This is a genomic window from Bacillus sp. FSL R5-0709 (genome assembly GCF_038004785.1).
GTDB lineage: Bacteria > Bacillota > Bacilli > Bacillales > Bacillaceae_G > Bacillus_A > Bacillus_A mycoides.
In genome coordinates this window covers 2,841,619-2,867,576 of record NZ_JBBORT010000001.1, presented here as the reverse complement: position 1 = coordinate 2,867,576, position 25,958 = coordinate 2,841,619, and the positions used below count along the sequence as shown (strand labels likewise).

26 protein-coding genes and 2 pseudogenes are annotated in these 25,958 nt (G+C 34.5%); 21 read left to right on the top strand and 7 right to left on the bottom strand.

Features of this window, described 5'->3' with window-relative positions; all coding sequences use genetic code 11:
• The first annotated feature begins 2 nt into the window (after positions 1 to 2).
• Positions 3 to 647, top strand: a complete 645-nt coding sequence (locus MKX37_RS14685) for a hypothetical protein (RefSeq protein WP_016127191.1) — start codon at positions 3 to 5, stop codon at positions 645 to 647.
• A gap of 47 nt (positions 648 to 694) precedes the next feature.
• Here MKX37_RS14685 and MKX37_RS14680 read toward each other — a convergent pair whose 3' ends face one another.
• Positions 695 to 2,638 carry an elongation factor G gene (locus tag MKX37_RS14680; protein WP_016127190.1) on the bottom strand — a complete coding sequence of 648 codons (1,944 nt, stop codon included), beginning with the start codon at positions 2,636 to 2,638 and terminating at the stop codon, positions 695 to 697.
• A 290-nt stretch (positions 2,639 to 2,928) separates the two neighbouring features.
• Between MKX37_RS14680 and MKX37_RS14675 the strand changes: the two genes are divergently transcribed.
• The 10 genes from MKX37_RS14675 (at position 2,929) to MKX37_RS14630 (ending at position 12,492) form a co-directional block, all read left to right on the top strand.
• The gene (locus MKX37_RS14675; RefSeq protein WP_078422149.1) at positions 2,929 to 3,357 is read left to right on the top strand and encodes a MarR family winged helix-turn-helix transcriptional regulator; all 429 of its coding nucleotides are present in this window, start codon (positions 2,929 to 2,931) and stop codon (positions 3,355 to 3,357) included.
• 18 nt (positions 3,358 to 3,375) lie between these two features.
• Positions 3,376 to 4,014, top strand: a complete 639-nt coding sequence (locus tag MKX37_RS14670; RefSeq protein ID WP_063225766.1) for a nitroreductase family protein — start codon at positions 3,376 to 3,378, stop codon at positions 4,012 to 4,014.
• Between the two features lie 46 nt (positions 4,015 to 4,060).
• Complete coding sequence (locus tag MKX37_RS14665; RefSeq protein ID WP_000583822.1) at positions 4,061 to 4,354, top strand: putative quinol monooxygenase; 294 nt, start codon at positions 4,061 to 4,063, stop codon at positions 4,352 to 4,354.
• 146 nt (positions 4,355 to 4,500) lie between these two features.
• Entirely contained in the window at positions 4,501 to 5,433 is a 933-nt protein-coding gene (locus MKX37_RS14660) for an AAA family ATPase (protein WP_001023371.1), read from the top strand.
• Positions 5,430 to 6,539: a DUF58 domain-containing protein gene (locus MKX37_RS14655; protein WP_001075915.1), complete on the top strand. Its 1,110-nt coding sequence runs from the start codon at positions 5,430 to 5,432 to the stop codon at positions 6,537 to 6,539. The genes MKX37_RS14660 and MKX37_RS14655 overlap by 4 nt, the downstream gene beginning before the upstream one ends.
• 15 nt (positions 6,540 to 6,554) lie before the next feature.
• Positions 6,555 to 7,289, top strand: a complete 735-nt coding sequence (locus MKX37_RS14650) for a hypothetical protein (RefSeq protein WP_016127189.1) — start codon at positions 6,555 to 6,557, stop codon at positions 7,287 to 7,289.
• 349 nt (positions 7,290 to 7,638) lie between these two features.
• Entirely contained in the window at positions 7,639 to 8,145 is a 507-nt protein-coding gene (locus MKX37_RS14645) for a DUF3902 family protein (RefSeq protein WP_002127948.1), read from the top strand.
• A 424-nt stretch (positions 8,146 to 8,569) separates the two neighbouring features.
• A complete protein-coding gene (locus MKX37_RS14640) occupies positions 8,570 to 9,736 on the top strand; it encodes a serine hydrolase domain-containing protein (RefSeq protein WP_002127946.1) in 1,167 nt (388 codons plus the stop codon).
• Positions 9,737 to 10,102: 366 nt separating this feature from the next.
• On the top strand, positions 10,103 to 11,857 hold the full coding sequence (locus MKX37_RS14635; protein WP_078422435.1) for an adenine deaminase C-terminal domain-containing protein: 1,755 nt from the start codon (positions 10,103 to 10,105) through the stop codon (positions 11,855 to 11,857).
• A gap of 113 nt (positions 11,858 to 11,970) precedes the next feature.
• Positions 11,971 to 12,492, top strand: a complete 522-nt coding sequence (locus MKX37_RS14630; RefSeq protein WP_078422434.1) for a hypothetical protein — start codon at positions 11,971 to 11,973, stop codon at positions 12,490 to 12,492.
• Positions 12,493 to 12,616: 124 nt separating this feature from the next.
• On the opposite strand, the gene MKX37_RS14625 is transcribed toward MKX37_RS14630, so the two are convergent.
• Positions 12,617 to 13,996: a catalase gene (locus MKX37_RS14625; protein ID WP_078422433.1), complete on the bottom strand. Its 1,380-nt coding sequence runs from the start codon at positions 13,994 to 13,996 to the stop codon at positions 12,617 to 12,619.
• A 301-nt stretch (positions 13,997 to 14,297) separates the two neighbouring features.
• Between MKX37_RS14625 and MKX37_RS14620 the strand changes: the two genes are divergently transcribed.
• Positions 14,298 to 15,515 (top strand): aspartate aminotransferase family protein, encoded by a 1,218-nt coding sequence (locus MKX37_RS14620; RefSeq protein ID WP_002127942.1) that lies wholly within the window; start codon positions 14,298 to 14,300, stop codon positions 15,513 to 15,515.
• A gap of 303 nt (positions 15,516 to 15,818) precedes the next feature.
• Positions 15,819 to 17,270: an MFS transporter gene (locus MKX37_RS14615; RefSeq protein WP_002185536.1), complete on the top strand. Its 1,452-nt coding sequence runs from the start codon at positions 15,819 to 15,821 to the stop codon at positions 17,268 to 17,270.
• Positions 17,271 to 17,338: 68 nt separating this feature from the next.
• Here the strand turns inward: MKX37_RS14615 and MKX37_RS14610 are convergent, their stop codons facing one another.
• The 3 genes and pseudogenes from MKX37_RS14610 to MKX37_RS14600 form a co-directional block, all read right to left on the bottom strand.
• Positions 17,339 to 18,445, bottom strand: a complete 1,107-nt coding sequence (locus MKX37_RS14610) for a DUF4018 domain-containing protein (RefSeq protein ID WP_078422432.1) — start codon at positions 18,443 to 18,445, stop codon at positions 17,339 to 17,341.
• Complete coding sequence (locus MKX37_RS14605) at positions 18,420 to 19,583, bottom strand: DUF58 domain-containing protein (RefSeq protein ID WP_002168123.1); 1,164 nt, start codon at positions 19,581 to 19,583, stop codon at positions 18,420 to 18,422. Before MKX37_RS14605 ends, MKX37_RS14610 begins: the two co-directional genes overlap by 26 nt.
• Positions 19,580 to 20,509 (bottom strand): annotated as a pseudogene (locus tag MKX37_RS14600) (AAA family ATPase). The gene MKX37_RS14605 and the pseudogene MKX37_RS14600 overlap by 4 nt, the downstream one beginning before the upstream one ends.
• 204 nt (positions 20,510 to 20,713) lie before the next feature.
• Between MKX37_RS14600 and MKX37_RS14595 the strand changes: the two are divergent.
• Together MKX37_RS14595 and MKX37_RS14590 are read left to right on the top strand one after the other, a co-directional pair.
• Positions 20,714 to 21,031 (top strand): PadR family transcriptional regulator, encoded by a 318-nt coding sequence (locus tag MKX37_RS14595; protein WP_000991891.1) that lies wholly within the window; start codon positions 20,714 to 20,716, stop codon positions 21,029 to 21,031.
• A 7-nt stretch (positions 21,032 to 21,038) separates the two neighbouring features.
• The gene (locus tag MKX37_RS14590) at positions 21,039 to 21,575 is read left to right on the top strand and encodes a DUF2812 domain-containing protein (RefSeq protein ID WP_033730727.1); all 537 of its coding nucleotides are present in this window, start codon (positions 21,039 to 21,041) and stop codon (positions 21,573 to 21,575) included.
• Between the two features lie 117 nt (positions 21,576 to 21,692).
• Here the strand turns inward: MKX37_RS14590 and MKX37_RS14585 are convergent, their stop codons facing one another.
• Positions 21,693 to 21,989: a hypothetical protein gene (locus tag MKX37_RS14585; RefSeq protein ID WP_078422431.1), complete on the bottom strand. Its 297-nt coding sequence runs from the start codon at positions 21,987 to 21,989 to the stop codon at positions 21,693 to 21,695.
• 191 nt (positions 21,990 to 22,180) lie between these two features.
• Here MKX37_RS14585 and MKX37_RS14580 point away from each other — a divergent pair, with 191 nt between their 5' ends.
• On the top strand, positions 22,181 to 23,290 hold the full coding sequence (locus tag MKX37_RS14580) for a lactonase family protein (protein ID WP_002013536.1): 1,110 nt from the start codon (positions 22,181 to 22,183) through the stop codon (positions 23,288 to 23,290).
• 166 nt (positions 23,291 to 23,456) lie between these two features.
• Here the strand turns inward: MKX37_RS14580 and MKX37_RS14575 are convergent, their stop codons facing one another.
• The gene (locus tag MKX37_RS14575) at positions 23,457 to 23,705 is read right to left on the bottom strand and encodes a hypothetical protein (protein WP_002013535.1); all 249 of its coding nucleotides are present in this window, start codon (positions 23,703 to 23,705) and stop codon (positions 23,457 to 23,459) included.
• Positions 23,706 to 23,987: 282 nt separating this feature from the next.
• Here MKX37_RS14575 and MKX37_RS14570 point away from each other — a divergent pair, with 282 nt between their 5' ends.
• The 5 genes and pseudogenes from MKX37_RS14570 (at position 23,988) to MKX37_RS14555 (ending at position 25,940) form a co-directional block, all read left to right on the top strand.
• The gene (locus MKX37_RS14570; RefSeq protein ID WP_002013534.1) at positions 23,988 to 24,371 is read left to right on the top strand and encodes a VOC family protein; all 384 of its coding nucleotides are present in this window, start codon (positions 23,988 to 23,990) and stop codon (positions 24,369 to 24,371) included.
• 15 nt (positions 24,372 to 24,386) lie between these two features.
• Complete coding sequence (locus MKX37_RS14565) at positions 24,387 to 24,929, top strand: GNAT family N-acetyltransferase (protein WP_003190206.1); 543 nt, start codon at positions 24,387 to 24,389, stop codon at positions 24,927 to 24,929.
• Positions 24,929 to 25,513, top strand: a complete 585-nt coding sequence (locus tag MKX37_RS14560; protein ID WP_078422430.1) for a kinase — start codon at positions 24,929 to 24,931, stop codon at positions 25,511 to 25,513. Before MKX37_RS14565 ends, MKX37_RS14560 begins: the two co-directional genes overlap by 1 nt.
• Positions 25,500 to 25,628: pseudogene (locus MKX37_RS27455) on the top strand (DUF3887 domain-containing protein); the annotation flags it as partial. The gene MKX37_RS14560 and the pseudogene MKX37_RS27455, both read left to right, overlap by 14 nt.
• Before the next feature lie 12 nt (positions 25,629 to 25,640).
• A complete protein-coding gene (locus MKX37_RS14555; RefSeq protein WP_078422429.1) occupies positions 25,641 to 25,940 on the top strand; it encodes a hypothetical protein in 300 nt (99 codons plus the stop codon).
• The last annotated feature ends 18 nt before the right edge of the window (positions 25,941 to 25,958 follow it).

Sequence of the window (25,958 nt, the reverse complement as noted above, 5' to 3'; positions counted from 1 at the left end):
CGGTGAAGGGGACTAAAAAAGAGATACATATAGATGATAAAGTCATTCGTTACACACATATCGAAAAAGGTTCTAATACAATTTGTTTTATGTTCTCAGGTTCAGGCTACAATTATGACAAGCCGTTATTTTATTATGCAACGATGCTTATGCTTGAAAATAAAATAGATGTAGTACATATTCATTATTCCTACGATGGACAATTAATGGAAAAACCAATGGAAGAAATAACGAAAGTAATGATGGATGATATTAATCCTGTCATTATTGAAGTGCTAAAAAGTGGGCAATATAGCAATTCGATGTTTTTAGGAAAATCACTCGGAACAATCCCGATTGCGAATGATTTAATGAAGAGAGAAGAATTTCTACGGTCAAAAATGATATTGCTTACACCATTACTAACTTTTGATTCTATTTTTGATTCGATCTTACATAGTCATCACGAAGGGCTTTTAGTAATTGGAGATAAAGATCATCAATATAATGCAAATCAAATAAATCAGTTACATAAAACGAATTTACAGATTGAAGTTGTCAAAAACGCTAACCATTCTGTAAATGTTGGAGAATTTGAAACCGAGAATTCGATCGAAGCGATAGCAAAAATAATAGAAAAACTTAAAGAAGTTGTTAGGAAAAACTAACCTATCAATACATGCAAAAAGAGGTGCGAATGGCACCTCTATTTTATTTAATAAGCCTTCAAAACACGAAGAAAATAATCCCTCCGATTTAGCGGATTAAAGTCAACACGTTTTCGAGTAGGAAAGGGAGCCGTAAGTTTTGTGAAACCAGTTGGCTTTGTTATAAAGATACCTTCTCCTTCAGTAAATGAATGGAGCATTCGTTTAAAATCCTCTGTTTTTGCAACAGGTAATGATCCTGTTAAATGGTAAGAATCATTATGCAACGTAGGCTCTGCAAAAGTTGCTGGGATAGCAGCTAGTTTATACATTGCGGTACTAATTGCGTGCTCTGGAACAGTTAATTCAAATTCATTTATTGGTTCAAATACACATGTTTTGGCTTGTTTTAAAGCATCCATTAATACGAGCGGTGTTAAATTTCTAAAGTCACTCGCTGTTGTAACAGGACTGGCATAGCCGGTATGTGTTAATGTGACGATAATGTCCGTAACTTCCCATCCAAATAAACCTTGTTTTAACGTTTGAAATACTGTATCTTCAATCGCTTTATGAAATGCTAAAGGCAGTGATCCAAGTTCAACACCTAAGTTATACGTTATGCCAGAGTTAAGCGCGCCACGTTCAACTTTGAACCCAATTGTTGCGTAAAAAGGATTTTCTTTTTCACCCATTACTTCAACGCTATTCCCTAAGTCAATTGGTTTTTCAATACATACAACTCGCGTGTTTGAAAAGGTAACTTGTAGACGGTATTTTTCATAAAGTGTTGTTTCAATAACTTCTTTTTGCACTTCACCGAAAAGGCGAATGTATAGTTCATTATGAACATTGTCTTTCCAAACCTTAATGAGAGGATCTTCTTCGCATAGCTCCATAAGTGCAGCGTATAAATCATGAATTCGTTCTTTAGGCACTGCTTCAATAGCAGCTTCCATTTGTGGTTCGGCAAAGTGAATATCCTTTATATAATCCGTCCGCTTACCGATAATATCACCAATTTTAATATTCGTAAGTCCCCACACTTTGCAAAACTCTCCGCTTTGAACAGTAGAAGATTGAACGACATCTCCATTATGAAACATGCACATTTTTTTAATCTTTTCCTTATGTGGTAGAGACTCTCCACGCTGTATATCAACATATTTTCTAACGTGTAAACAACCAGAAAATAGTCTTACGTAAGCAATCTTTTCGCCAGAAGATTCACGTTCAATTTTAAAAACAACACCGGATAATGTTTCATCTTGTGCCGATTTAGTAGCTGGAATTAAGGCTGAAATATTTTTAAGTAATTCAGTTACTCCTATACCTGTCATTGCTGAACCAAAAAAGATAGGAAACACATTTGCTTGCTGTATTTGCTTTTCGAGTTCTTTTCTTAATAGTGCATCCGGTATTATTTCGTTATTTACATATGACTCAAGCAATGATTCGTTAAATGGTGCTAATCGTTCAATACAATCGTCATAGGATTTATATTCAATAATCCGAGCGTCCTTTGTACCTTCGTTTTCTACAGAGTAGAAGGGGGATGCTTCATTTGAAAGAAGCTCTTTTATTTGTTTCACAACTTTTTCAGTATTTGCGCCACTACGGTCTATTTTATTAACAAATAATATAGTAGGTATGTTTAATTTCTGTAATGTCCGCATTAAAATCTTCGTTTGTGCTTGCACACCTTCAACGGCAGAGATAACTAAAATCGCACCGTCTAAAACGCGGAATGATCGCTCCACTTCAGCGATAAAATCAGCGTGTCCAGGTGTATCAATGACATTTACTTTTAAACTGTCAATAAAGAAAGAAACGACCGATGCTTTAATCGTAATTCCGCGTTGTCTTTCTAATTCCATTGAGTCAGTTTGAGTATTACCACTATCTACACGGCCAACTTCTTTAATCACATTCGTTTCATAAAGAATACGCTCAGTCAAACTCGTCTTGCCAGCGTCTACGTGCGCGACAATCCCTATATTTATTGTTGTCATATATAAATATCCTCATTTCATTTTCCATGTTCATTTCCTCATTTCTATTTGTGTATTGCCGCATTACAATCACTCTCCAGTCATTTGAATTATTACTATTATAATGTAATTTACATTTTTTGTAACGTCATAAAACGTCTTATTTTGGAAAAATATTAATAGACGAATTTCAAAAAAATAAATAGTGAAAACAAAATGCTTGCATTATAAATCGATATAGATTATATTAATTGACATATCAACTATTGATACATCAAATATTTTTGTTTTGCATGTAAAGGAGGGGTAATTTGACAAGTTCATGCTCAAAAGAAGCAATAATTTTATATAAATTACACTTTCTAAATAAAGAAGTAAGTTCGAAGTTTGAAGGGTGTACGGGTATGAGTCAATCTAGACTAGAGCTTATACTTCAGTTATATGAAGTAGATGAAATTAGTCAAAAAGCACTTCAGCAAGAAGTGAATATTGATAATGCCGCGATTACGAGGCATTTAAAACAGCTGGAAGCAAACGGAATGATTACAAGACGTAAAAATCCAGATGATAACAGAATTACGTTAGTTTCTCTTACAGAAGAGGGGCGAAATAAAATTCAAGTGTATCAAGAGGAAAAAGAGCGTTTCGCTACTTCAGCATTTAAAGGATTAAGTGAAGAAGAACGCGACAATCTTTTAACGGTGTTAGACCGCATTCAAGAAAATATAAAAGAACTTTAAAAAAGGGAGAATACAACCATGACTAACTTAGTAAAAACAAATGATTTTAACGAAATTTTAACAGGACGTCGTTCAATTCGTAAGTACGATCCTTCAGTAAAAATTAGCAAAGAAGAAATGACAGAAATTCTTACAGAAGCAACACTTGCACCATCTTCAGTAAACATGCAACCATGGAGATTCCTTGTTATTGAAAGTGACGAAGCAAAAGCAACACTGGCTCCACTTGCAAAATTCAATCAATCTCAAGTAGAAACATCTTCAGCGATGATTGCTGTATTTGGTGACTTAAACAACTTTGATAACGCAGAAGAAATTTACGGTACAGCAGTAGAGCGCGGACTTATGCCAGCTGAAGTAAAAGAAGATCAAATGAAAAAACTTTCAGGTTACTTCTCAATGGTTACACCAGAAGTAATGAAAGATACTGTACTAATTGACGGTGGTCTTGTAGCGATGCAATTTATGTTAGCAGCACGTGCTCACGGCTATGATACTTGCCCAATTGGTGGATTTGAAAAAGACCAAATCGCAGAAGCTTTCGGATTAGACAAAGAGCGTCACGTACCAGTTATGTTAATTTCAATCGGAAAAGCTGCTGACAGTGGTTATCCATCAGTACGTCTTCCAATTGAAAAAGTTGCTGAGTGGAAGTAATTTTATAAAAAAACAGAAATAAGTGAGATATGAGAGGGGAAACACCATGATTATTATTCACGCAATATTTCAAGTAGATCCAGCAAAACAACAATCATTTTTAGAAGAAATTCAGCCACTACTTCATGGTTCAAGAGAAGAAAGTGGAAATGTATCTTACGATTTATATAAAGATACTGAAAAAGAAAGTGTTTATACGATGGTAGAAGTATGGAAAGATGAAGCAGCAGTTGCGAGTCATAATACGAGTGAACACTTCACATCTTTCGTTAGTAAAGCATCACAGTTTTTAACTGCTCCGCTTGATATAAAGGTTTATAGCGGTGAACTAGTAAAATAATTAGGTAGAAAAAGATGACTTTAGCGTATGGCTGAGGTCATCTTTTTTATTTTGATAGGAATATATTTACTTCTAACGTAATGTGTTATAATTTGGAAAATAAATATTCTTAATTTTAAAAATATTTAAAGGTGGTAGTGAAATATATGAACATATTAAAGAAAATCACTAACAATATTTCAAAGGTCATTATAGGAAAAGATGAATCGATTGAACTAGCAGCTATAGCTCTTATAGCAAGAGGACATATTTTATTAGAAGATGTACCTGGGACAGGGAAAACAACATTAGCGAAAAGTTTGGCTAAAAGTGTGGACGCTAAGTTCCAAAGAATTCAATTTACAGCTGATACTTTGCCTGGAGATGTTATTGGACTCGAATATTTTGATGTGAAGGAATCGGATTTTAAAACGAGGTTAGGGCCTATTTTTGCAAATATAGTATTAGTAGATGAAATTAATCGAGCTGTGCCGAGAACGCAATCTTCGTTACTTGAAGTTATGGAAGAACGTACCGTTACCATTGCGAAACAGACACATTCATTACCAGAACCTTTTTTAGTTATTGCAACGCAAAATCCTCTTGAATCGGCGGGTACATTTCCTTTACCTGATGCTCAATTAGACCGATTTTTACTTACTATTCGACAAGGTTACCCTACGAGAGAAGCAGAAAAGGAAATGATGAATCGGTTCCAAACGAATGATCCATTAGAAACGCTACATTCTATTATTTCAAGTGAAGAAATAATAAATATACAAAAACGTGCAAGGGAAGTGTTAGTAGGGAATGATGTGCAAGATTATCTTCTTGAAATTATTGAAGCAACCCGTAAGCATGAGTTAATTGAAATTGGTGTAAGCCCGCGAGGCACATTGGCATTTATGCGGGCAATCCAAGCACGAGCAATATTAAATGAAAGAGATTACTGTACACCAGATGATATAAAACTACTAGCTGCATCCGTTTGTGCTCATCGTTTAACGTTAACGATTGAAGGGGAGATGAAAACGACAAAAGAACAAATCATGAAAGAAATTCTTCATACGATTAGTGTGCCAGTGGAGAATGTACGATGAATCAACAGCTTGTGTATACACCTTTAGCGGAGCCTTTCGTAATAGGAGTTATGTCAGTTGTAGCCGTTATTTTATGTGTATTTTCAAGTAATCTACTCATATTATCCCTCGTATTTTTGTATTTAATTTTAATAGGTGCTACGCATATATACATTCGGAAAGTATCTCGTGTTAACTGGGAATACAATCAAGGAAATTCGAATGTCTTTATCGGTGAAACGAACACGTGCAAAATGAAAATTTCAAACAAGTCGATATTTCCTATTCTTAATATCGTATTTCGATTTAAATGTGAAAATAAGCTAACTTGGAATCATGATGAAATAAACAAAAATCATAGTACAGGTTCAAATTATTATATGAATTTTAGTTTAAAAGGAGGAGAGTCAATTTCATTTGATTTGCAAGCTGTAGCGTTAAAAAGAGGAATTGCTAAATGGGAAGAAGTTGAAATTGTTATTACTGATCCCTTTGGATTCATAACGAAACATATAACATATAAACAAGTTGATACGCCTTCCTATTTAGTTTTACCAGCCGTTCCGAAAATACAAGTTCCTGAATTACAAGAATGGTCACGGGGATTTCGAAAAGCGATGTCTTCACCGCTATATGATGAAACGAAAGTAATGGGAGTGAAGTCGTATGAAAATGAAGATTTTCGTTCTATCCACTGGAGCGCAACAGCAAAAACAGGGATGATAACTGCGAAAAAATACGAACGAACACAATCTGATAAATATGCGATTTATCTCAATTTACAAAATAAAAGTGGCGTTTCTTTACGAAATGATATTGAAGAGCTTATTGAATTAACGGCAGGCATATGCAAACAACTGCTCATGCAAGATTGTTCATTTGAGTTATGGATTAACAGTGTGAAAGGTAACGGATTGTTACATGTAAAGAACGGGGATAATCGGAAACATTTGCAAAATGTATTAAAGGTACTTGCCTCAATATCGGATCAAGATACGCCTGTATCATCTTCTTATTTTTATACAGCAGGATTTCGTCGTAAGGAATTGGATGCAGTTCCTTTAATTCTTGGTACTTCACCTAGGGAATACAGTAGAACGAATAAATGGATTGTAATTAAAGAATAAGAAGGGATTCATGTCATGTTGAATAAAAAGCGGCATATGAAAGTGAAGTTTTGGAGTGTAAGAGCTTTAATCATACTATTCTTTGCGGTTAGTGCGATAACGTTATCACAAGGTGTTGTGCATGTGCAAGACATAGTAAAAGAGCGTTTTTTTAGTGAAAAGAAATCTGAAAAAATTTATAAGGAAACAATAAACAATGAAAATAATGAAGATTATGGCACACCTTTGGAAAAGACAAAAGTAGGAGATAATGGGAATAGAACGACAACGGGTAAAAAATTTAAAGGTTTTGAAAGGGAAAGTTCATGGGGAGGCGTATTTTCTATGCTTTCAAATTCATGGATTAGTATAGCTTTTTATGTGATTATTGTAATGTCAATTATATATTCCATCTACAAGTACATTAGGAAAAGGTTGACGAAAACTGAAATAGTACAGGAGAAAGAATCGGTCACAAAGCAAACTGTGGTAAGAACCATAAAAGATGAAAAAACCATTGATCAGTCAGAAAAGTCATTGCCTACTGATACGATAAGGAAAACATTAGTTGAATGGGAAAGAACTTTACCATTTCACGAACAGCGAAGGTCTTATGAAACGATACAACAATGGTTAAAACGAATATGTCGAACGAGAGATATTATTCCGATATATGAGTCTGTTCGTTATGGTGAAAAGACGTATACGGAGTTAGATGTTAAGAAGACTATGGGGTGGATAGAGCGGGATGGAAAAGGGCGATATGAATAGTAGAATGTATTATATGAAAATAAAATGGTGGCTGAGTTAATCTGAATATGAAAGTTATATAAGTAAATAAAATTAGCAGTAAATTAATTTTATTTACTTATATTTAATTGCATGTTAATGTATACTTAATTTTTTAATATCTCTACCAATGGAAAAAGAATATACAAGCTATATGGAACTCTTTGTAGAGTATTGCTTCTTTAATTGTTCATGAGTATATCTTTGTTTTATTAATATAGAATGAAAAAAGGATACGTTAGAGCTAAACGATTAATGGGTAGCATGTTAATAAAAAATTACATGAGTTTAGTAAAAATTTATAATTTATTTTTAAGGGTGTGAAAATATAATGAAACCGGTATTGAAAAGCATACTTATTTCCTTTGCTTTTTCTGCAGTAGGGATGTGTTGGTTGCTGTTCATGTTATTTAGAGGAGGCGGAGACTGGTTATTGTCTTGGATAGGTGTATTAATGGCATATTTATCTTTATACACTTTAATAGATTTATATTGTAAAAATACATACGAAAAAACATTAAATATAGTGCTTATAAAATCAACAGTTACTACCTTTAGTTTTGGAGTATTAGGAATCATATTTGGTATAATACACGAGCTATTAACACCATGGAGTCTCAGTTTAATGGTTTGGTATTGGTTGCTAACTCTACTTTTATTTTTAACGACCATAATATTATTAGTTATTTTAGTATTTGTAAATCGTAAAGATCAAAATTTCCCCGGGGTATATAGATTACTTATACTTCTAAATTTACTTCTTACGTTAGGACCAGTATTGTGGCCACTATTTCTTACTATTATTGGAAATGGCATGAACGCTAGTGCAGGATGGTAAAAGTGAATGAAATAAAAAGTTGATATAGGGTTTTAAGTATGTAAGAGAACGTGTTCTGATAAATTGAAAACACGTTCTTTTTTATTGTTAATCTTAATATGAACTCCTTAAATTTATAAGATAATTCGATTGGGAAAAAGATATGTTATTGGAACAAACATATATGTACCTTTGAAACGAACACAATTAATGAATCATCTTAAAAATAATAAAGACGAGGTGAAATGAAAATAAGGGCAGTTAAGTGGCTGTCCTTATTTTATATGCCCTTTTTATTTTCATGCATAGCTCTTTCTCAGTTTATCGTATCAAAATTTGAACGTAAGTATTTCGTAAGGAATGGATAAGAAAAAAGAGAGTTTTATCATATAGGATTAAAGTATAACTTGAATTAATCCTATATTAATAGAGGAGAGGGAGTCTTATGAAAAAATGTAATTCAATTAAGTTAGCAAGTTTGGCAGTTTTATTAGCGGGTACTACTCTATTCACACCAGGTTTTACTGTGAAAGCAGAGTCTGTTCAAAATTTATCTAGTCCGTCACAATCACATGATCAAAAGAATCGGAATGGTTGGAAACAAGTAATGCAGGAAACAGTACAGCTTGGAACCCCAGGAATATTAGCGAAGACGTCTAACAATGGAAAGATTAGTAGTTATACTGCTGGCGTCGCGGATTTAAATACAAAGAAAACAATGAAATCGGATTATCGTTTTCGGATTGGGAGTGTGACGAAGACTTTTACCGCTACGACTGTTCTTCAATTAGTAGGAGAAAATCGCGTGCAACTTGACGATCCAATTGAAAAGTGGCTACCGGGTCTCATTCAAGGAAATGGGTATGATGGCAATCAAATTACGATACGTCAACTTTTGAATCATACGAGTGGTATAGCTGAATATTTAAAGTCAAAAGACGCTGACATAATGAATTCGAGAAAAACGTATACAGCAGAAGAAATAGTGAAAATAGGACTTTCTCTACCCCCAGATTTTTCGCCAGGTAAAGGATGGGCGTATTCAAACACAGGATACGTAATATTGGGAATGCTTATTGAAAAAATAAGTGGCAATAGTTATGCAGAAGAAATTGAAAAACGAATTATTGAACCTTTGGATCTGTCAAATACGTTTTTACCAGGGAATTCACCCGTTATTCCAGGAAAGGATCATGCTCGTGGGTATATGAAAATAGACGAAACAAGTGAATTGAAAGACATGACGTATTATAATCCGAGTTTAGCTAATGCAGCTGGAGATATGATTTCAAATGCGGACGATTTAAATACGTTCTTTGCATCTTTACTCGGTGGTAAGTTACTGAAAGAACGCGAGCTAAAAGAAATGCTTACTACAGTTCCTATAGAAGGAAAAGGTCTTGGTGATGGATATGGTCTTGGGATCTATGAGACGAAACTTTCAAACGGTGTTTCAATTTGGGGTCATGGAGGGTCGATTCCTGGATTTACAACTTTTGTTGGCGGAGTAATTGGAGGCAAACATACATTGGCTGTCAGTATTAACTCTTTAGGTGCGATTGATATTTTAACACAGTTTAATAAAATGATGCAAGTTGAATTTAAGAAATAGATGAAAAGAAAGCGAATGGAATCCGGCTTTAGTTGTAAATAAAAGAGATGCTTTTTAATTTTGCAAATAAGGACAGTATTAGCATTCATGGTATGGCAGCAATCAAGTATATGTAGAACATAAATACGGATACAAGTGTAATTCACTCTTATAGTCTAGTATAAAAAAGATGTCAGTTGCATGACATCTTTTTTATTTTGGATCAAAGAGATATATTATAAATTTAGAAAATTGTTATTTTTGTAATCATTCCATATAATAAAGAGTATAGGGGATATACAGGGGAGTTAGGAATGGATAATACTTTAGTTAGTTAATTATTTTTGTTTTAATAAATAAAAGTAAATTGATGTGGAGTGAAATACATTGGGACAAAATCAGTTTAGATGGAGTAACACACAATTACGAGAACATGTTGAAGTAATAGATGGCACAAGAAGCCCGCACATTTTATTCAAGAATGCAACATATTTAAATTCCTATATGCGCGAGTGGGTGCAAGCAAATATTTGGATCTATGATGACCGCATTATATATGTAGGAGAAAAACTACCAGAGCAACTACACGAATGTGAAGTCATTGATTGTGATGGAAAGTATGTAGTTCCTAGTTACATAGAACCGCATGCACATCCATATCAATTATATAATCCTGAAACTTTAGCAAATCATGCGATGCAATTTGGTACAACAACTTTCATTAATGATAATTTAACTTTGTTTTTCACATTACAACGGGAAGTAGCGTTTCGTTTATTAGATGAATTTAAAAAGATTCCAGCAAGTATGTATTGGTGGTGTCGTTTCGATGGACAGACTGAACTACAGAATGGGGAATCTTTATTTAATAGTGAAGAAATAATGGAATGGCTGAAGCATGAAGATGTTCTTCAGGGCGGCGAGTTAACAGCATGGCCGAAACTATTACATGGCGATGATGAAATGTTAAATTGGGTGCAGGAAACAAAGCGGTTACAGAAAAAAGTAGAAGGTCATTTTCCCGGTGCGTCTGAATCAACGTTAGCGAAGTTAAAGTTACTAGGTGCTGATTGCGATCATGAAGCGATGACAGGACAGGAAGCATTAACACGCCTTATGCAAGGTTACACCGTTACTCTTAGAAACTCTTCTATCCGTCCAGATTTAGAAGTTTTACTGAAAGAATTGCTGGAATTAGGTGTCAAGAAATTTGATAGATTCATGTTCACAACAGATGGTTCACATCCGTCATTTTATGAAAACGGAATGACGAATAGGATGATAGAAATCGCGATAAAGCAAGGAATACCAGTAATTGATGCCTATAATATGGCAAGCTATAACATTGCTCGTTATTATAATATGGAGCATTTACACGGCGCGATCGCGACAGGAAGAATTGCAAATATTAATATTTTGGAAAGTAAAGAAAATCCGATTCCAATAAGTGTAATTGCAAAGGGGAAATGGATGAAGCGTGACGGAATAAACAAAAATGCATCATTACATATAGACTGGAGTAAATTCAAAGTAACTCCATTATCATTAGACTGGTCTTTAAAGAAAGAAGATATGATTTTTTCTGAAACAACAGGTATAAAATTATTAAATGATGTTATTTCAAAACCATATGTAACTGAAATCGACTTAAACGGTGAAGAACTTTCTATTGAGCATGATGAATGTTTCCTTATGATGATTGCTCGTGATGGCACTTGGCGAGTGAATACAGTTGTGAAAGGTTTTGCGAATGGATTAGGAGGTCTTGCTAGCTCTTATTCTGGTACAGGTGACATCATTCTTATTGGAAAAAGGAAAGAAGATATGCTTACAGCTTTTCATAGAGTAAAAGAGCTTGGCGGGGGAATGGTAATAGCGGAAAGAAATGAAGTGTTACACGAAATTGCATTACCATTGCTCGGGATTATGTCTAATTTAAAAATGAGTGAATTAATACAGGAAGAAAAACAGATGGTGAAATTGCTACAAGAGCGTGGCTACGCGTATGACGATCCGGCATTTACGATTTTATTCTTTTCTGCGACGCACTTGCCTTTTATACGAGTAACGCCTATAGGATTATATGATGTGAAAAGTAGTAAGGTACTTGCTTCGCCGATGAAACTGATAAATCAATATTAAAAGGAAAGGTCCTATAAAAAGTCTATTTTATAGGACCTTTCTCATTCTTAGCATAAGAATATCCTAAGCCTCAAATAATATAGTATCTAAATCATTTGAGGTGATACTTAAATATGAAAAAACTATTGTATGTTTTAAGTGTATTTATTTTGTGCGTATCTATACAGCATGTGGTACATTCTCAGTCAAATGCACCAAGGTTATCTTCAGATTGTCTGGAAGAAAGTAAAATGCGTGATGAAAAGTATGTGAAAAACATTATGAATGACATCATATCTACGTTTGATTTAAATATTGATGAAAATAGTTTTATGGAAGTCAGCAAAAGAGATCTAGAGGCTGCACATTTGATGTATGGTGGGCGGGTTGATGATTCTTATTATAATTCACTAACTAAAATTTATGATAGTGGTGGATATAGAGGAGAGCCTAGGTTGTTTGTGAAGGCGCAAGAAGCATTTTTACTTTATAAAGAAATTGACGATACTAATGTAATGAAACGCTTAAACCTTGAAAAAGGGGAATGGATTGTTACCGAAACGAAAAAGAAGCAAGGGAAAATCGTGGAATACAAACCGTTACAATGTGAAAAAGATTATCTGAAAAAGAGAAATGAGTACCATAATATGAAATGAGATAACGAAAATCTTGAAGGGGAAAGATTTCGTTAATAAATGTACAGTGGTCGATAGAAATCACTAGTAAGTTCGCCATAAAAAAACGTCATTTTCATCATTAAAAATGACGTTTTTTATATTTTTAAAGCCTTTGCATCGCACTCTCAATCCTATTCACCAAATCAGCTGACACTTTATAAAAATACCCTAAAACTACCTTTCTTATATCCTCAGATATAACTTTCAAATCACTAGCTAAGTTTTCGGCAAGATGTTCTTTTTCTATCGGTTGTAACTTCACATAAAATTCACCAGCCTGCTTAAAGTCATCTTGTTTAGTTATAGAAGTCCTTTCGAGTTTACCTTCAATGTACCTTCCGTCACCGCTTGTTATTTGGTTAGCTGGTGTCCAATCTTGCTGCTGGTTAACCTGTAATTTACGAAATTCAGCCCCAATTCTTCTTCTTTGAGAATCACTATAAATGTTAGCACGGCCTTGCAGTATTTTATCATCAGATAATTCTGTGCCGTCTAGTAAATTAGAAGGGGAGAAGGCGACTTTTTCTACTTGTTCCATATAATTATCAGGATTTTTATTTAATACCATTTTGCCTACTGGTATTAGGGGATACTCTTTTTCATCCCATACTTTTGTATCGTCTAAAGGATCATAAGAAAGATTTGCTTCATCCTTAGGGTCCATAAGCTGAACATATAGGCCATATTCCACCGGTTTGCCACCCGCAATCGCATCGTATAAATCTTTACCAGCGTAATCAGGATTTTCAGCGGCTAGTCTATTTGCTTCTTCGCGACTAATGTATTGTACACCTTCAAATGGGTACCAATGGTATTTAACGTACTTTCTAATACCTTGAGCATTTCTCCAAACATATGTATTTACACTATGTCCTGGAATGTGGCGAAGACTTTTTATCGTACCAGCATCAGAGTATAAACGTACAATAAAATGAATCGATTCAGGCGCTCTTGCTACAAAGCCCCAAGACCTATCAGGATCAATTAAATTATTTTTAGGTGAAGGTAAGAATGCTTTAATAAATTCTGGGAAACGCATCGGATCACGAATAGAAAAGACAGGAATGTGATTACATATAAGGTCAAAAATGCCTTCTTCTGTATAAAATTTTGTAGCAAAGCCACTTACATTTCTAGATGTATCAGGTGTTCCTTTTATACCGACAGCTAAAGAAAAGCGAACCATAACAGGAACTTTCTCATTAGAATTTTGTAAAAATATTAGTTTTGTATGCTCAGACATCGGATATATCGTTTGGAAATAACCAAATGCACCAAATCCTTTTACATGAACAGGTCTTTCTAAAATTTTTTCATGAATGAATTCTTGTAACGCCTCGTGCAGTACACTATCTTGCTTTAAAACAGGTCCACGTGAACCAACTGTTTGAGAGTGAAGTTTAGCTGGTTCATTAAGTTCTCGATTTTGGTTAAAGTCTTCTCCTAATAAAGATTGCCTCTGTTTATCATATTTTTCATTCATCGATTTAGCCTCCAAATTTTTTTCGTCGATTGTTACTAAATATGATTCTTTAGCCTTGATTATGTATTACATACAAAGTTCAAATTGGTAACATACCGCAAGATGAAAAAAACGCACATGCAGTGGACCTGTTGAAATAGAAGAAATTATGGAAAAATGAATATCGGGAAGAGAAATAACACGTTTTATTTAAAAGGTGGAAGAAAACCACTATTAAAATTTCAATCTTAAAAATTAATTTGTAAATGAATTTATAGATAATGAACATGAAAAACGGGAAAATAGCCAGGAGGAATTTATTATGTCGGATTGGTTTCAATTAGATAAAGAATATATGATGCCTACGTATTGTCGTACGAAGGTTGCAATAGAAAGAGGAGAAGGGTGCAAGCTTTATGATGTGGATGGTAAAGAGTATGTAGATTTATTTTCTGGTGTCGGAGTGAACGTATTAGGGTATAATCACCCGAAAATCGTGCAAACGACAATGGAACAAGTTACGAAATCTCTGCATCTTCCGTTTCATTTTTTAAACCCAGTTGCGATTGAGTATGCAAAGAAATTAGTTGATTGCTCTTTAAAAAATGGAAAAGTCTTTTTTACAAACTCTGGTACGGAAGCGACAGAAACAACGTTGAAATTAATTGATAAATATAGAGCGAATACGCATGAGGAACGTGAAGGAATCGTAGTGCTGAAGAATAGCTTCCACGGGCGTACGTTAGGGGCACTTCATTTTACGAGACAAGAAAGTGTATATCAAAATTTCCCTAAAACATCGATTCCTGTATATGAAGTAGAGCGCGAGAATATAGAGCAATTAGAAGAAACAATTGTTAAAGAAAATCCAATTGCGATTATGCTAGAGCCTGTATTAGGTAGCGGGGGGATATACCCTTTATCGGGTGAATATTTACATGGTGTTCAAAACTTATGTGATAAATATAATGTCATTCTTATCGTTGATGAAGTTCAAAGTGGTATGGGGAGAACTGGTAAACTATTTGCTTATCAAAATTTCAATATTACACCGGATATTATTCAAATTGGTAAAGGAGCAGGAGGCGGGATACCGCTAGGGGGAATCATTGTAGGTGAAAAGCTATGTGATGTATTTTCACCAGGAGATCATGGTACAACGTTTGCTCATTCTTCAATGGGAACAGCTTTAGGGTTAACGGTTTTAAATACATTGATTGACGATGGTTTAATGCAAGAAGCTTATGAAATGTCACTATATCTAAATGATAAATTGCGAGAAATTCAGAATGAAAATTCTTATTATATTCAGGAAGTACGTCATGCTGGAATGATGTTTGGAATTAGTTTGAATGATACGAATACAAATGTAAAGAAATTACAGGTAGAGCTAATGGAGAAAGGGATGTTAGTTGACGTTACACAAGGGAACATCATCCGTTTACTTCCTCCATATATAATTACAAAAGAAGAGATTGATGCATTTATTTATGAGTTTATCTCCTGTATTCATAGCTTATCAGCTATAGCAAGTGTTTAAAAAGCTTTATGAAAAAGCACCTTATTTTTAATTCAAATAGGAAGAAAATAGGGGTGAAAAAAATAAATTTACATATTAAAATAAAAAGCTGAAAAAGGTACTCGTATAGCGCCTTCTTCAGCTTTTTAAAATACTAAATTACTTAACCTAGGGATCATCTCATTGGACAAATAATTAATTATGTGAAACAATAATAACAGATAAGGAGACGTTGCTTTTCCTTAAGTGCTTCGTATTGAATTTATTCTAGTAAGAGAAGGTGTGCTTAAAGAAGTTAAATTAAATAAGGAGCTGTTTTACTATATGCAACAAAATAATGATTTAAATTTTGAACCTCAAGACGTTAATATTGTCAATCCTAAACAAGCGAGGAAAGCAGTTGTTGCTACTGGCATTGGGAATGCAATGGAGTGGTTTGACTTTGGATTATACGCGTATTTAGCGGTAATATTAAGTCAATTATTCTTCTCAGGTGTGGATAATAGTGGTTTGCAACTTGTACTTACATTTGGTACATTTGCAGCGGCCTTTCTCGTTCGACCAATCGGAGGTATTTTCTTTGGTAGAATAGGAGATAAGTATGGCCGAAAGATTGTTTTAAGTACAACTATTATTTTAATGGCACTTTCTACATTATTCATCGCATTACTACCAACCTATGAACAAATTGGTGTATGGGCACCAATACTACTTTTAATTGCTCGAATGATTCAAGGCTTCTCTACAGGCGGCGAATATTCAGGTGCAATGGTTTATATCGCAGAATCTTCTCCAGATAAAAAGCGTGGTATACTCGGTAGTGGTCTTGAAATTGGAACACTCTCAGGTTACATTGCTGCCTCGGTAATTGTTACCATTTTAACGTTATTATTAACAGATGAGCAAATGCTCAGCTGGGGATGGCGTATTCCTTTCTTAATTGCTGCACCAATTGGTTTGGTCGGTTTATATTTACGACGTCATTTAGATGAATCTCCAATCTTTCAAGAGATGGAAAAAGCACAAGAGGAATCTGAAGACAACGAACAATTTTCATTTATGGATATATTAAAATATCACAAAAAAGACTTCTTATTAAGCACAGTAATTGTTGCCTTCTTTAACATTACAAACTATATGATCCTTTCGTATATTCCTTCTTATTTAACACAAGTACTAAAAGTCAAAGAAACAACGGGCTTATTAATTATTTCAATTACGATGGCACTTATGATTCCACTGGCACTTTATTTCGGTAAATTAAGTGATAAAGTAGGTAATAAACGCGTAGTACAAATTGGCTTACTTGGTTTAGCATTATGTTCAATTCCAGCATTTTTATTAATTGGTAACGGACATATTGTAGCCATGTTTGCGGGTATTTTCATTTTAGGTTTCTTCCTTAGTGTATATGAAGGAACATTGCCTTCGTTATTACCAGCACTCTTTTTCACCGATGTACGTTATCGTGCGCTTTCTATCTCCTTTAATATTTCTGTATCTATATTCGGTGGTACAACGCCGCTTGTATGTTCATACTTAGTTCATGCTACTGGTAATCCACTGGCACCAGCATTTTATTTAACTGGTGTAAGTGTAATTGGATTAATTGTGTTTAGTGTACTGTTTGTCACAACATCAGGACGTGCACTAAAAGGTTCTTACCCTACTGTCGAATCGAAAAAAGAAGCACATCAAATTGCTAAAGAGGATCCTGAAGAAACACTTTGGTGGCATGAAGAATCTTTAGAAATTGAAGCAGGAAAAAAAGCATAATTTGTGAAAAGCAACGTGGACTTTTACACAAAAAGACTCCTAGTTTAATAGGAGTCTTTTTGTATACATCATTTTCTCTTCTTCAAACTCTTCTGATACGCATAAAGCTTATAAACCTCTTCCTTAAATTCATGCAGAAGTACAGTGTTTTCACCATTTGAATAACGCACTGCATTATACGCGTCTATAATAATATGACTCTGAATATTTACCTCTTCTTCAACATTAATTCTCTCTAGCCAAGCTTCAACAGTTTCTCCTCGTTCTCGGTTTAAAGGAGGAGATAGCTTACTCTCGAGTTTGAAAATTTCTTTTCGAATTTCGTTATGTGGTGGTTTATTTCGTTTGAAGCGTTTTTGGCTAATGCCTTCTTTATCAGTAATGATTGTAGATTCAAAGACAGGCATATTTGGTAAACTTAAATGTTTTCGTTTTTTTACTATTTTCCAAACGACGTAAATAGCGATGGCTGTACAGGCTATTATTGTAATGCTATTTATGAGAGTTGGATCAAAAGGACGCTGCCCCAATTCTTCTTTAATTTGAGGATCTTTTAAATTTCCTTTATTCGACCAAAAGTCGTCTGTATCTTTTAATGCAGCTGCCGAGAACAATGGATTTAAAGCATAACCAAATCCTAAGGCAACTACTTGTATGATATAAGAAAAAAGAAGCCGAATATAAGGAAATACCGGAATAAGTAAAGCGCTAATTATTCCAATCGTAATAATAGAAGTGAAACGTAATAGCTGTTGATTACGATTGGAACCTGTTAACCAAAATGTAATCATAATGTGTAAAGTTAATAGTAACAATTTCCACAATGGCGGAAAGGGGGCATAAAATATAGCTGAAACGACAAACCATACAATACCGCCTAACGATTTTTGTACTGGATATCCCGGTCCAACAGAGTGTACGATAAAGAAAAACAGTGGTAATAATATTGTGCCTAAAATAGAGAAAGGTAGAAATAAAGAACAACCGATTATTTGAATAACTAACAGTAGTACAAAACCTGTTGTTTTTTTCTTCATAAATTTATGAATAAGAAATACTCCTACATAACCGGTCACTAAAAATATTGCAATACCAATGAGCTCATCTCTTTCCGTTAATAATGAAAGAAGGAGGAGCAGAATAAAGTCATTAACGTGATAGGGCCAAGTTTTCAAGCTTTTCCACCATCCCTTCATTATTAATGAGGAACGTAGGCTGAGATAGAAGAGGGAGCTCCTTTTTCTGCAAACCAATGTATATCATTGTAGATGAGCGTTCCCTTTTTCTCGTTACATAGTGAAGAAATCCTTGTTTCGGAAGTAGCGTACTATCATCTGAAATACGTGCTAATTCTTCTAACGCTTTGGCGTAATGTGTTTGTCCTTCGTTTAATGGTAAAAGCAAAGGGCCACCTTCTGCTAAAACGCTAATAAATAACTCAAACGGAATTTGATGCTTCGTTGCGAATTGACAAATGTACGTTGTAAATGAAATAAGGTCTTCTACATTTTCTTTCCAACCAAACCCACGATCAGCAGCTAAAGAAAGACAAATCGTCCAACTATAATTTTTTACAGGTTCATATTGCTTCGCTTGTAACGCCTGCATTTTAGCAGATGCTTTCCAATGAATAGAGCGGAAAGATTCACGTTCATATCGTTTAACACCGATAATGGATGTTTCATCATTGTAAAAAGAGAAATTCGTTCGATACGAACCTGTTAATAGTTGCTGAAGTTCTTGTAAACCGGCTACCTCTTTAGGAGAAGGGTACACAATAATTTCAGTCTTTAACTTATCGAAAACAGGTAAATGTACAGTTAAAAGATGAAAAGGATCTTTTAAAACACATTCGAACTGTTCAATTTGAAACACACCACGCTTCGTTGCGGTTAATGTTAAATCCCATTTTTGTGCTGAATGAGCAGGTTGTGAAAATGGGAAAGAAAATAACGTTTTCGATATTTGTTCAATCCCTTGATCCTTATGCGGTATAAGAGATGAATTTAAATGAAAATAACAAACGCCGTTAACGAGTGGTATATTTGCACCATTTTTTAAATGAATAAAAAACTGTCCAGATTCATCAGGGAAAAGCCGAGTTGTTTGTTTTTCATTTATAACTTGAAATCTTTTCTCTATGTAAGCGACATATTTATAAATGAAAATCGCAAATAAATAGTAGAAGAAAAAGAGAAACATAATAATTCGTTGCGGCAGAAAAAACGTAAATAGTATAGCGCCTGGCACAGTTAATTGAATAATATGGAGTTGAAAAAATAAAGGTACAGTTACAACGCGCTGTCCATTCATGCTTGTTCAATCTCCACAGGTACGTCAACTTCTTTTAAAATCCTTTGCGTGATTTCATTTTTTGTCGTGCGTAAGGCACCTTCCATTGATAAGACGATACGGTGATTCCAAACAGAAGGAACTAAAAATTGTATATCTTCAGGTGTGCAATATTCTCTGCCGCGTAAAAAGGCTAGTGCTTGAACGGCACGTACTAAAGCTAATGTAGCACGCGGGCTTACACCGTTAGCAATGTAATCATGATTTCTTGTAGCGTGAGCAAGCTTAATAATGTAATGTTCTAACGGTTCTGATACGAAAATTTCTTTCACTTGTTTCTGTGCTTCTAAAATGTCTTCTAAAGAAATGACAGATGTGACGCTTTCTAACGGTGCATTGTTACGAAAACGGCGCATCATTTTTAATTCATCTTCAGGAGACGGATAACCAATTGAAATCGTCATTAAAAAACGATCAAGTTGTGCATCTGGAAGAGGGAAAGTTCCTTGTGATTCAATCGGGTTTTACGTCGCAATAACAAAGAACGGTTTCGGAAGAGGAGTAGACTGCTTTTCAAGCGTTACTTGTCGTTCTTCCATCGCTTCTAACAAACTAGATTGTGTTCTCGGCATCGCGCGGTTAATTTCATCTGCGAGTAGTATATTTGTCATAACTGGTCCAAGTCTTAATTCGAATTCACTAGTTTTTGGATTGAAATATTCAATACCTGTTACATCACTCGGAAGTACATCAGGGGTAAATTGAACGCGAGAAAAATTACCACCAATGCTTTTAGAAATTGTTTTTGCTAGTAATGTTTTTCCAGTACCAGGTACGTCTTCAAGCAGTACATGTCCATCAGCAAGCAGTGAAACGAGGAGTAAATCAATTACATTTTCTTTACCGACAAAAACAGATCCTATGTTTTCTTTTAATTTATTTATCATATGTATCATTCCTTTCAAAATAAAAGTGGATATTTCTATATTTTAACAAATTATTCAGAAAATTAGTATGATTTTTTAATCCGAAGAAATAGATATTTAATTATTAAATTACTATTGCATATTTTGGAATATGATTATACAATATCGATATACGATGTATCGCGAGTCGATATATCATGAAGCGATGTATCGGAGGTAGTTATAATGAATGCGAAAGCGCAAAAATACATTCCATTAACTGAGGCGACATATTACATATTGTTGTCACTTGTAAAGCCAATGCATGGTTATGGAATTATGCAAATGGTAGAAGAGATGACAAATGGGGAAGTAAAGCTCGGTCCTGGTACTTTATATGGGAATACTACGAAGTTATTAAAAGAGAAATTGATTGTTGAAGTTGCCTCTACAGACAGAAAGAAGTGCTACGAGTTAACACCATTTGGTAGAGAAGTGTTAGAGCTAGAGTATAACAGACTGCAGAGATCTGTAAGGAATGGAAACAGTATATTAGGGGAGTGAATGGAAGATGGAGACAAAGAAGATATTCAAACCTTTCGCGGTATGGAGCGTAGAAAAAGAAGAAGCTTTTTTACGGAATATGCACCAACAAGGCTGGGCATTACAAAAATATAATATAATGTATACATTTAAGAAAACTAAGCCGAAAGATGTAGTATATAAAGCGGATTTCAGATTGGATTATAAAGATTCAAAAGAAAAACAAAAAGAATATATTGATATATATGAAATGTGTGGGTGGAAACATGTAACGAGTTTTGCAAAATGGAATTATTTTTGTAAAGAGGTAGAAGAGGAAAATGAGTTACCTGACATATATTCAGAGAAGGACACGAAGGTGCAAAAAATGAAGGAGTTATTACAATTTTTTGCATTTATTTCAATAGCTATGTTACCGTTAATGTTTAACACATTTTTAAATTCAACAGAATCAATAGTGCCAATGTGGGCGAAAGTTATGATGGGGCTTGTTAGTTGTATGTATGTTTATTTCTTTATAAGGATCTCTTGGAAAATTAAGAAATTGAAAAGTGAAATATTATAATAAAGAGTGGATTTTAAAAGAAGATGATTTCGTAGATATTATACGGGAATCATCTTCTTTCATTTCTATGTAATTTTATTTTGTTCACTCTTTTTTACATAATAAAAGACTGTATATTTAAGGCATAGAACTAACAGTTATAAAGATAGTACTAGTAATAATACCTGAAAAAATCATAAATGATGAAGAAACGATTAATAATAATGAACTACTGATTAATACTATTTTATTAGAGTTTTGATGTTTAAAGTGGTAATAAAGTAAAAAGCCGCAAACAGTAGAAACAATCCATATAGCTAGACCGTAAGGAGTTGTTATCTTCTTCCAATCGAAAATCCAAAAGTAAAAAATACCTATGTGACAAGTTAATAGTAGAAATGTAGATGGAATCATTAACTTTTTATTTAAAATCATTTATTTCACCTCTCTTATGTAAATATTACCAGAAGAGTATGGAGTTTAAAATATAATATGGAAGTGAATAAGGTTTTCACTTAAAGAAACTACGAGATGAGTAAGAGATATTTCTAAATCAATTTCCATTTGCATGGGAATTTAATTGGAAAAAGAACCATATAAAATTATGAAGGGAGGAGAGTCATAAAATGCAGAGAATGAACAATTATTTTCGTGCTCGTGCGAGTATGGTATACATGATGACTAATAATGAAGTAATGAATCACATTGTTGCTTTTCATATGGATACGAATGGAATGCTCACCTTTGTGGGTTCTTACCGAACTTACGGAAGAGGTACTGGTATAAAGGAAGTTTCTACAGAAACGGCAAACGATGGTATAGATCCTCTAGCATCACAAGGTTCTCTGACTTTGTCCCGTGATGGTCGTTTCCTATTTGCAGTTAACGCAGGCAGTCATAGTATCAGTAGTTTTATCATAGCAGATAACGGGGTGCCGACTTTCGTGGATGTAAAGCCATCAGGAGGTGCTCAGCCCAATAGCATTGGTGTGTATGATAATCTTCTCTATGTCTCCAATGTAGGTAATGCTGCAAACAATTTTGCATCAAATATTACTGGATTTCACATAGATGATAAGGGAAACCTTACACCTATTCCACGATCCACTCATGCTCTCAGTACCTTTAATGCTCAGCCCGCACAAGTTCTCTTCACCCCGGATGGTAGTAAAATTGTTGTCTCCGAGCTTACATCAAACCATCTCAGTGTCTTCCATGTAAATAAAGATGGTACGGTCACAGGACCAATTGTTAATGATTCTTACGGTAAAGGCCCATTGGGTGCTTACTTTCTATCGTCCGGAATTCTCTTAGTTACAGAAGCAGTTTCAAATGCGTTGTCATCTTATTCATTGAGCAATGATGGTACTCTTCATGTAATCAGCGGCTCTGTACAAAACGGATATAAAACTGCCTGTTGGGTTATAACAACGAAGGATGAACGTTTTGCCTACACTACGAACACTTTAAGTGGCACCATCTCCACCTACCAAATCGCCCCCAATGGAGTACTGTCAGTAGTAAGGCATATTACTAGTACACCGCCGGGGACAGCACCGGGTCTTCCGATGGATGTTGGAGTGAGTAAAGATGGACGACATTTTTACACCCTTAATGGAAATCAGGGCACAGTGTCAGTATTTAATATTCAAAGTGATGGTAGTCTAGTAAGGTTGCAGGTTGTTGCTTCATCAAATTTTCCTTACTTTGGGTCGCAAGGCTTAGCTGTTCTTTGATTCTATTGGACCGCTATATTTGTGTGGAAAAGAAAAATATATGACGGTGTATGAATAGTAGACATGTAGATGAATTAGGAACCTTTGATTAAACAGCAATTGTCCACCTTGCTTACGTAAAACGGAAAAACCCCCTATAGAAAATTGATAGGGGGTAGGGAAATGTTTAAGAGAAAGACTGATTTTGCGCAGGTTTTATAAATTGTTCTGGGTTTTCAACAAGCCCACATACAGCACATTGGACGCGGTAAGTAGGTCCTTGATAAGCCATATGAAAAGCGTTCATCGTTTCATTCGTGTATTCTTCTTCTACATGACCAGTTTGTGGATTTAATTTTACTGGTTTTACTTGTTGCTCGAGAATATTAAAGCGAGTTCGGTTCGTTTTACAACTTGGACAAAGCATTGGTTCCATATGTATACACCTCCATTTGTAGCATTTCTTAAGCGGTATGATTTTATGCAAGTAAAAAAACTTTCTCAACATAAATAGGTATTTATTATATTTAAAATTCAGAAAAAATAAAATATAATGAATGTAAGAACTGGTTATGTCCAAACCAAATCTCCTGTTTTATGCCAATAAGCTGGGGGGCCGAGAAATCGGCCTCATTTTTTTGTGCTCATCTCAATAAGGTACAAGGTTTTTAAAAACATTTGTCGAATTTTTAGAGGTGAAGGTTAAGGGGGAATAATTATGAACTTAAAAATGAAATACATTATTTTATATGTGGAAAAGTTTGAGCAATGTCTTCAGTTTTATAAAGAAATTTTAAGATTACCAATAAGAGCAGAGCACGGTACATATATTGAATTTGAAACAGGAGCAACAATTTTAGCGATGAATACACGAGAGGATGTTAAGGAGTTAACGGGACTACCTCTTACAGAAGGTGTACTACAATCTTCTCATTTTGAGTTAGGGTTTGTTGTAGAAGATGTAAAGGGAACGATTGAGAAATTAAAAGAACAAGGGGTTAAAGTTCTAGTTGAGCCAATCGTAAAACCGTGGGGACAAACAATTGCTTACATTGCCGATCCAGACGGTAATTATATTGAAATTTGTAGTTCATTAGAATAGAAGGAGAAAAAGAGGATGGGGTTTCCAAAATTAGAGACAGAACGTTTACTATTAAGAGAACTTACACTATTAGATGCAGAAGCGATGTTCCATTATTTTTCAAAAGAATCCGTTATTCGTTATTTCGGAATGGACTCTTTCGAAAATATTGAGCAAGCGAAAACGACTATTCAAACGTTTAGAAAGCGTAATGAAGAGGGAAGTGTATTTCGCTGGGGAATAGAGAAGAAAGGCACGGATCAATTAATTGGTACGTGTGGGTTTCATTTAATTAACAATCATCATAAACGAGCTGAAATTGGTTATGAGCTAGATGATACATATTGGGGACAAGGATACGCAACCGAAGCACTGCAAGCAATGCTAGCTTACGGATTTGAAACGTTACACTTTATAAGAATTGCAGCTGTCGTATATATAGAAAATGAAGCTTCCCGTAATTTATTAAAAAAAGCCGGATTTCAAGAAGAAGGATTACTTCGAAAATATATGATTCAAAATGATGTTGCTCATGACACGGTCGTTTATTCATTATTAAAAGAAGATTGGAAAAAGTAATGAGCACAAATGAAATAATGAAAGTTATTAAGGAACATAAAGATGAGCGATTTATACTAGGTATAGACGGACTAAGTCGTTCGGGTAAAACAACTTTGGTTAAAGAGTTGGAAGCAGATATGAAGCAAAGTGGAATCCCGTTTCATATTTTTCATATTGACGATCACATTACCGAGCGTAACAAGCGATATAATACTGGATTTGCAGAATGGTATGAGTACTACAACCTTCAATGGGATATAGAGTGGTTGCAGCGAAACTTTTTTTGGAAGTTACAAAGCGATATACAAGTACAATTGCCTTTCTATCATGATGAAACAGACATATGTGAAATGAAAGAAATACAGCTTCCTTTAGTAGGTGTAATAATTGTTGAAGGTGTTTTTCTGCAGCGAAAAGAATGGAGAAATTTCTTTCATTATATGGTGTATTTGGATTGTTCAAGAGAGACAAGGTTTCTTCGCGAGAGTGAGGAAACGCAGAAGAACCTTCCAAAGTTTCAAAGGAGGTATTGGAAAGCTGAGGAGTATTATTTGGAAGCGGAATTGCCGAGGGATAGGGCGGATTTAGTCGTTACAAAATGAAGCTAAGTATAAAGAAGTGCATGAAAAATTTGATAGTAAGATGAAAACCGCATTATCAGAGGAGAAAATGAAAGATCTTACTCCTGTAATTGAAAAAGCTGGTTTATATATTAAATAAAAAACAGAAATAGTTTCCAAAAAGAAGTACAGCATAATAAGCTATATATCTTTACTCATCGGAATTATGTGTTTTTTATTCGTTTTTATAACTCCGACGAGAATAGCGAATGCGGGAAATATAGTTGGAGATTATGTAACGATTACTCTGACAGGGGTAGGTATTATACTTTCAATAATCACAATGACGAAAAAAACAGAGAAGAAGGGGATTGCTATTATTTCATTAGTACTGTCCTCATCATTTTTTATATTTTGGATTATCGCGATTATCTTATTGTTTACTGGTCAAATAAATTTTGCGCCGTAATGAGCAATAAAAAGAGTC

Excerpts from the sequence above, each read along its gene's own strand:
- MKX37_RS14680 (WP_016127190.1), bottom strand. The coding sequence starts at position 2,638 with ATGACAACAATAAATATAGGGATTGTCGCGCACGTAGACGCTGGCAAG.
- MKX37_RS14565 (WP_003190206.1), top strand. The coding sequence starts at position 24,387 with ATGGGGTTTCCAAAATTAGAGACAGAACGTTTACTATTAAGAGAACTT.
- MKX37_RS14615 (WP_002185536.1), top strand. The coding sequence starts at position 15,819 with ATGCAACAAAATAATGATTTAAATTTTGAACCTCAAGACGTTAATATT.
- MKX37_RS14640 (WP_002127946.1), top strand. The coding sequence starts at position 8,570 with ATGAAAAAATGTAATTCAATTAAGTTAGCAAGTTTGGCAGTTTTATTA.
- MKX37_RS14625 (WP_078422433.1), bottom strand. The coding sequence starts at position 13,996 with ATGAATGAAAAATATGATAAACAGAGGCAATCTTTATTAGGAGAAGAC.
- MKX37_RS14660 (WP_001023371.1), top strand. The coding sequence starts at position 4,501 with ATGAACATATTAAAGAAAATCACTAACAATATTTCAAAGGTCATTATA.
- MKX37_RS14560 (WP_078422430.1), top strand. The coding sequence starts at position 24,929 with ATGAGCACAAATGAAATAATGAAAGTTATTAAGGAACATAAAGATGAG.
- MKX37_RS14570 (WP_002013534.1), top strand. The coding sequence starts at position 23,988 with ATGAACTTAAAAATGAAATACATTATTTTATATGTGGAAAAGTTTGAG.
- MKX37_RS14645 (WP_002127948.1), top strand. The coding sequence starts at position 7,639 with ATGAAACCGGTATTGAAAAGCATACTTATTTCCTTTGCTTTTTCTGCA.
- MKX37_RS14650 (WP_016127189.1), top strand. The coding sequence starts at position 6,555 with ATGTTGAATAAAAAGCGGCATATGAAAGTGAAGTTTTGGAGTGTAAGA.
- MKX37_RS14595 (WP_000991891.1), top strand. The coding sequence starts at position 20,714 with ATGAATGCGAAAGCGCAAAAATACATTCCATTAACTGAGGCGACATAT.
- MKX37_RS14575 (WP_002013535.1), bottom strand. The coding sequence starts at position 23,705 with ATGGAACCAATGCTTTGTCCAAGTTGTAAAACGAACCGAACTCGCTTT.
- MKX37_RS14665 (WP_000583822.1), top strand. The coding sequence starts at position 4,061 with ATGATTATTATTCACGCAATATTTCAAGTAGATCCAGCAAAACAACAA.
- MKX37_RS14585 (WP_078422431.1), bottom strand. The coding sequence starts at position 21,989 with ATGATTTTAAATAAAAAGTTAATGATTCCATCTACATTTCTACTATTA.
- MKX37_RS14590 (WP_033730727.1), top strand. The coding sequence starts at position 21,039 with ATGGAGACAAAGAAGATATTCAAACCTTTCGCGGTATGGAGCGTAGAA.
- MKX37_RS14580 (WP_002013536.1), top strand. The coding sequence starts at position 22,181 with ATGCAGAGAATGAACAATTATTTTCGTGCTCGTGCGAGTATGGTATAC.
- MKX37_RS14620 (WP_002127942.1), top strand. The coding sequence starts at position 14,298 with ATGTCGGATTGGTTTCAATTAGATAAAGAATATATGATGCCTACGTAT.
- MKX37_RS14605 (WP_002168123.1), bottom strand. The coding sequence starts at position 19,583 with ATGAATGGACAGCGCGTTGTAACTGTACCTTTATTTTTTCAACTCCAT.
- MKX37_RS14655 (WP_001075915.1), top strand. The coding sequence starts at position 5,430 with ATGAATCAACAGCTTGTGTATACACCTTTAGCGGAGCCTTTCGTAATA.
- MKX37_RS14630 (WP_078422434.1), top strand. The coding sequence starts at position 11,971 with ATGAAAAAACTATTGTATGTTTTAAGTGTATTTATTTTGTGCGTATCT.
- MKX37_RS14670 (WP_063225766.1), top strand. The coding sequence starts at position 3,376 with ATGACTAACTTAGTAAAAACAAATGATTTTAACGAAATTTTAACAGGA.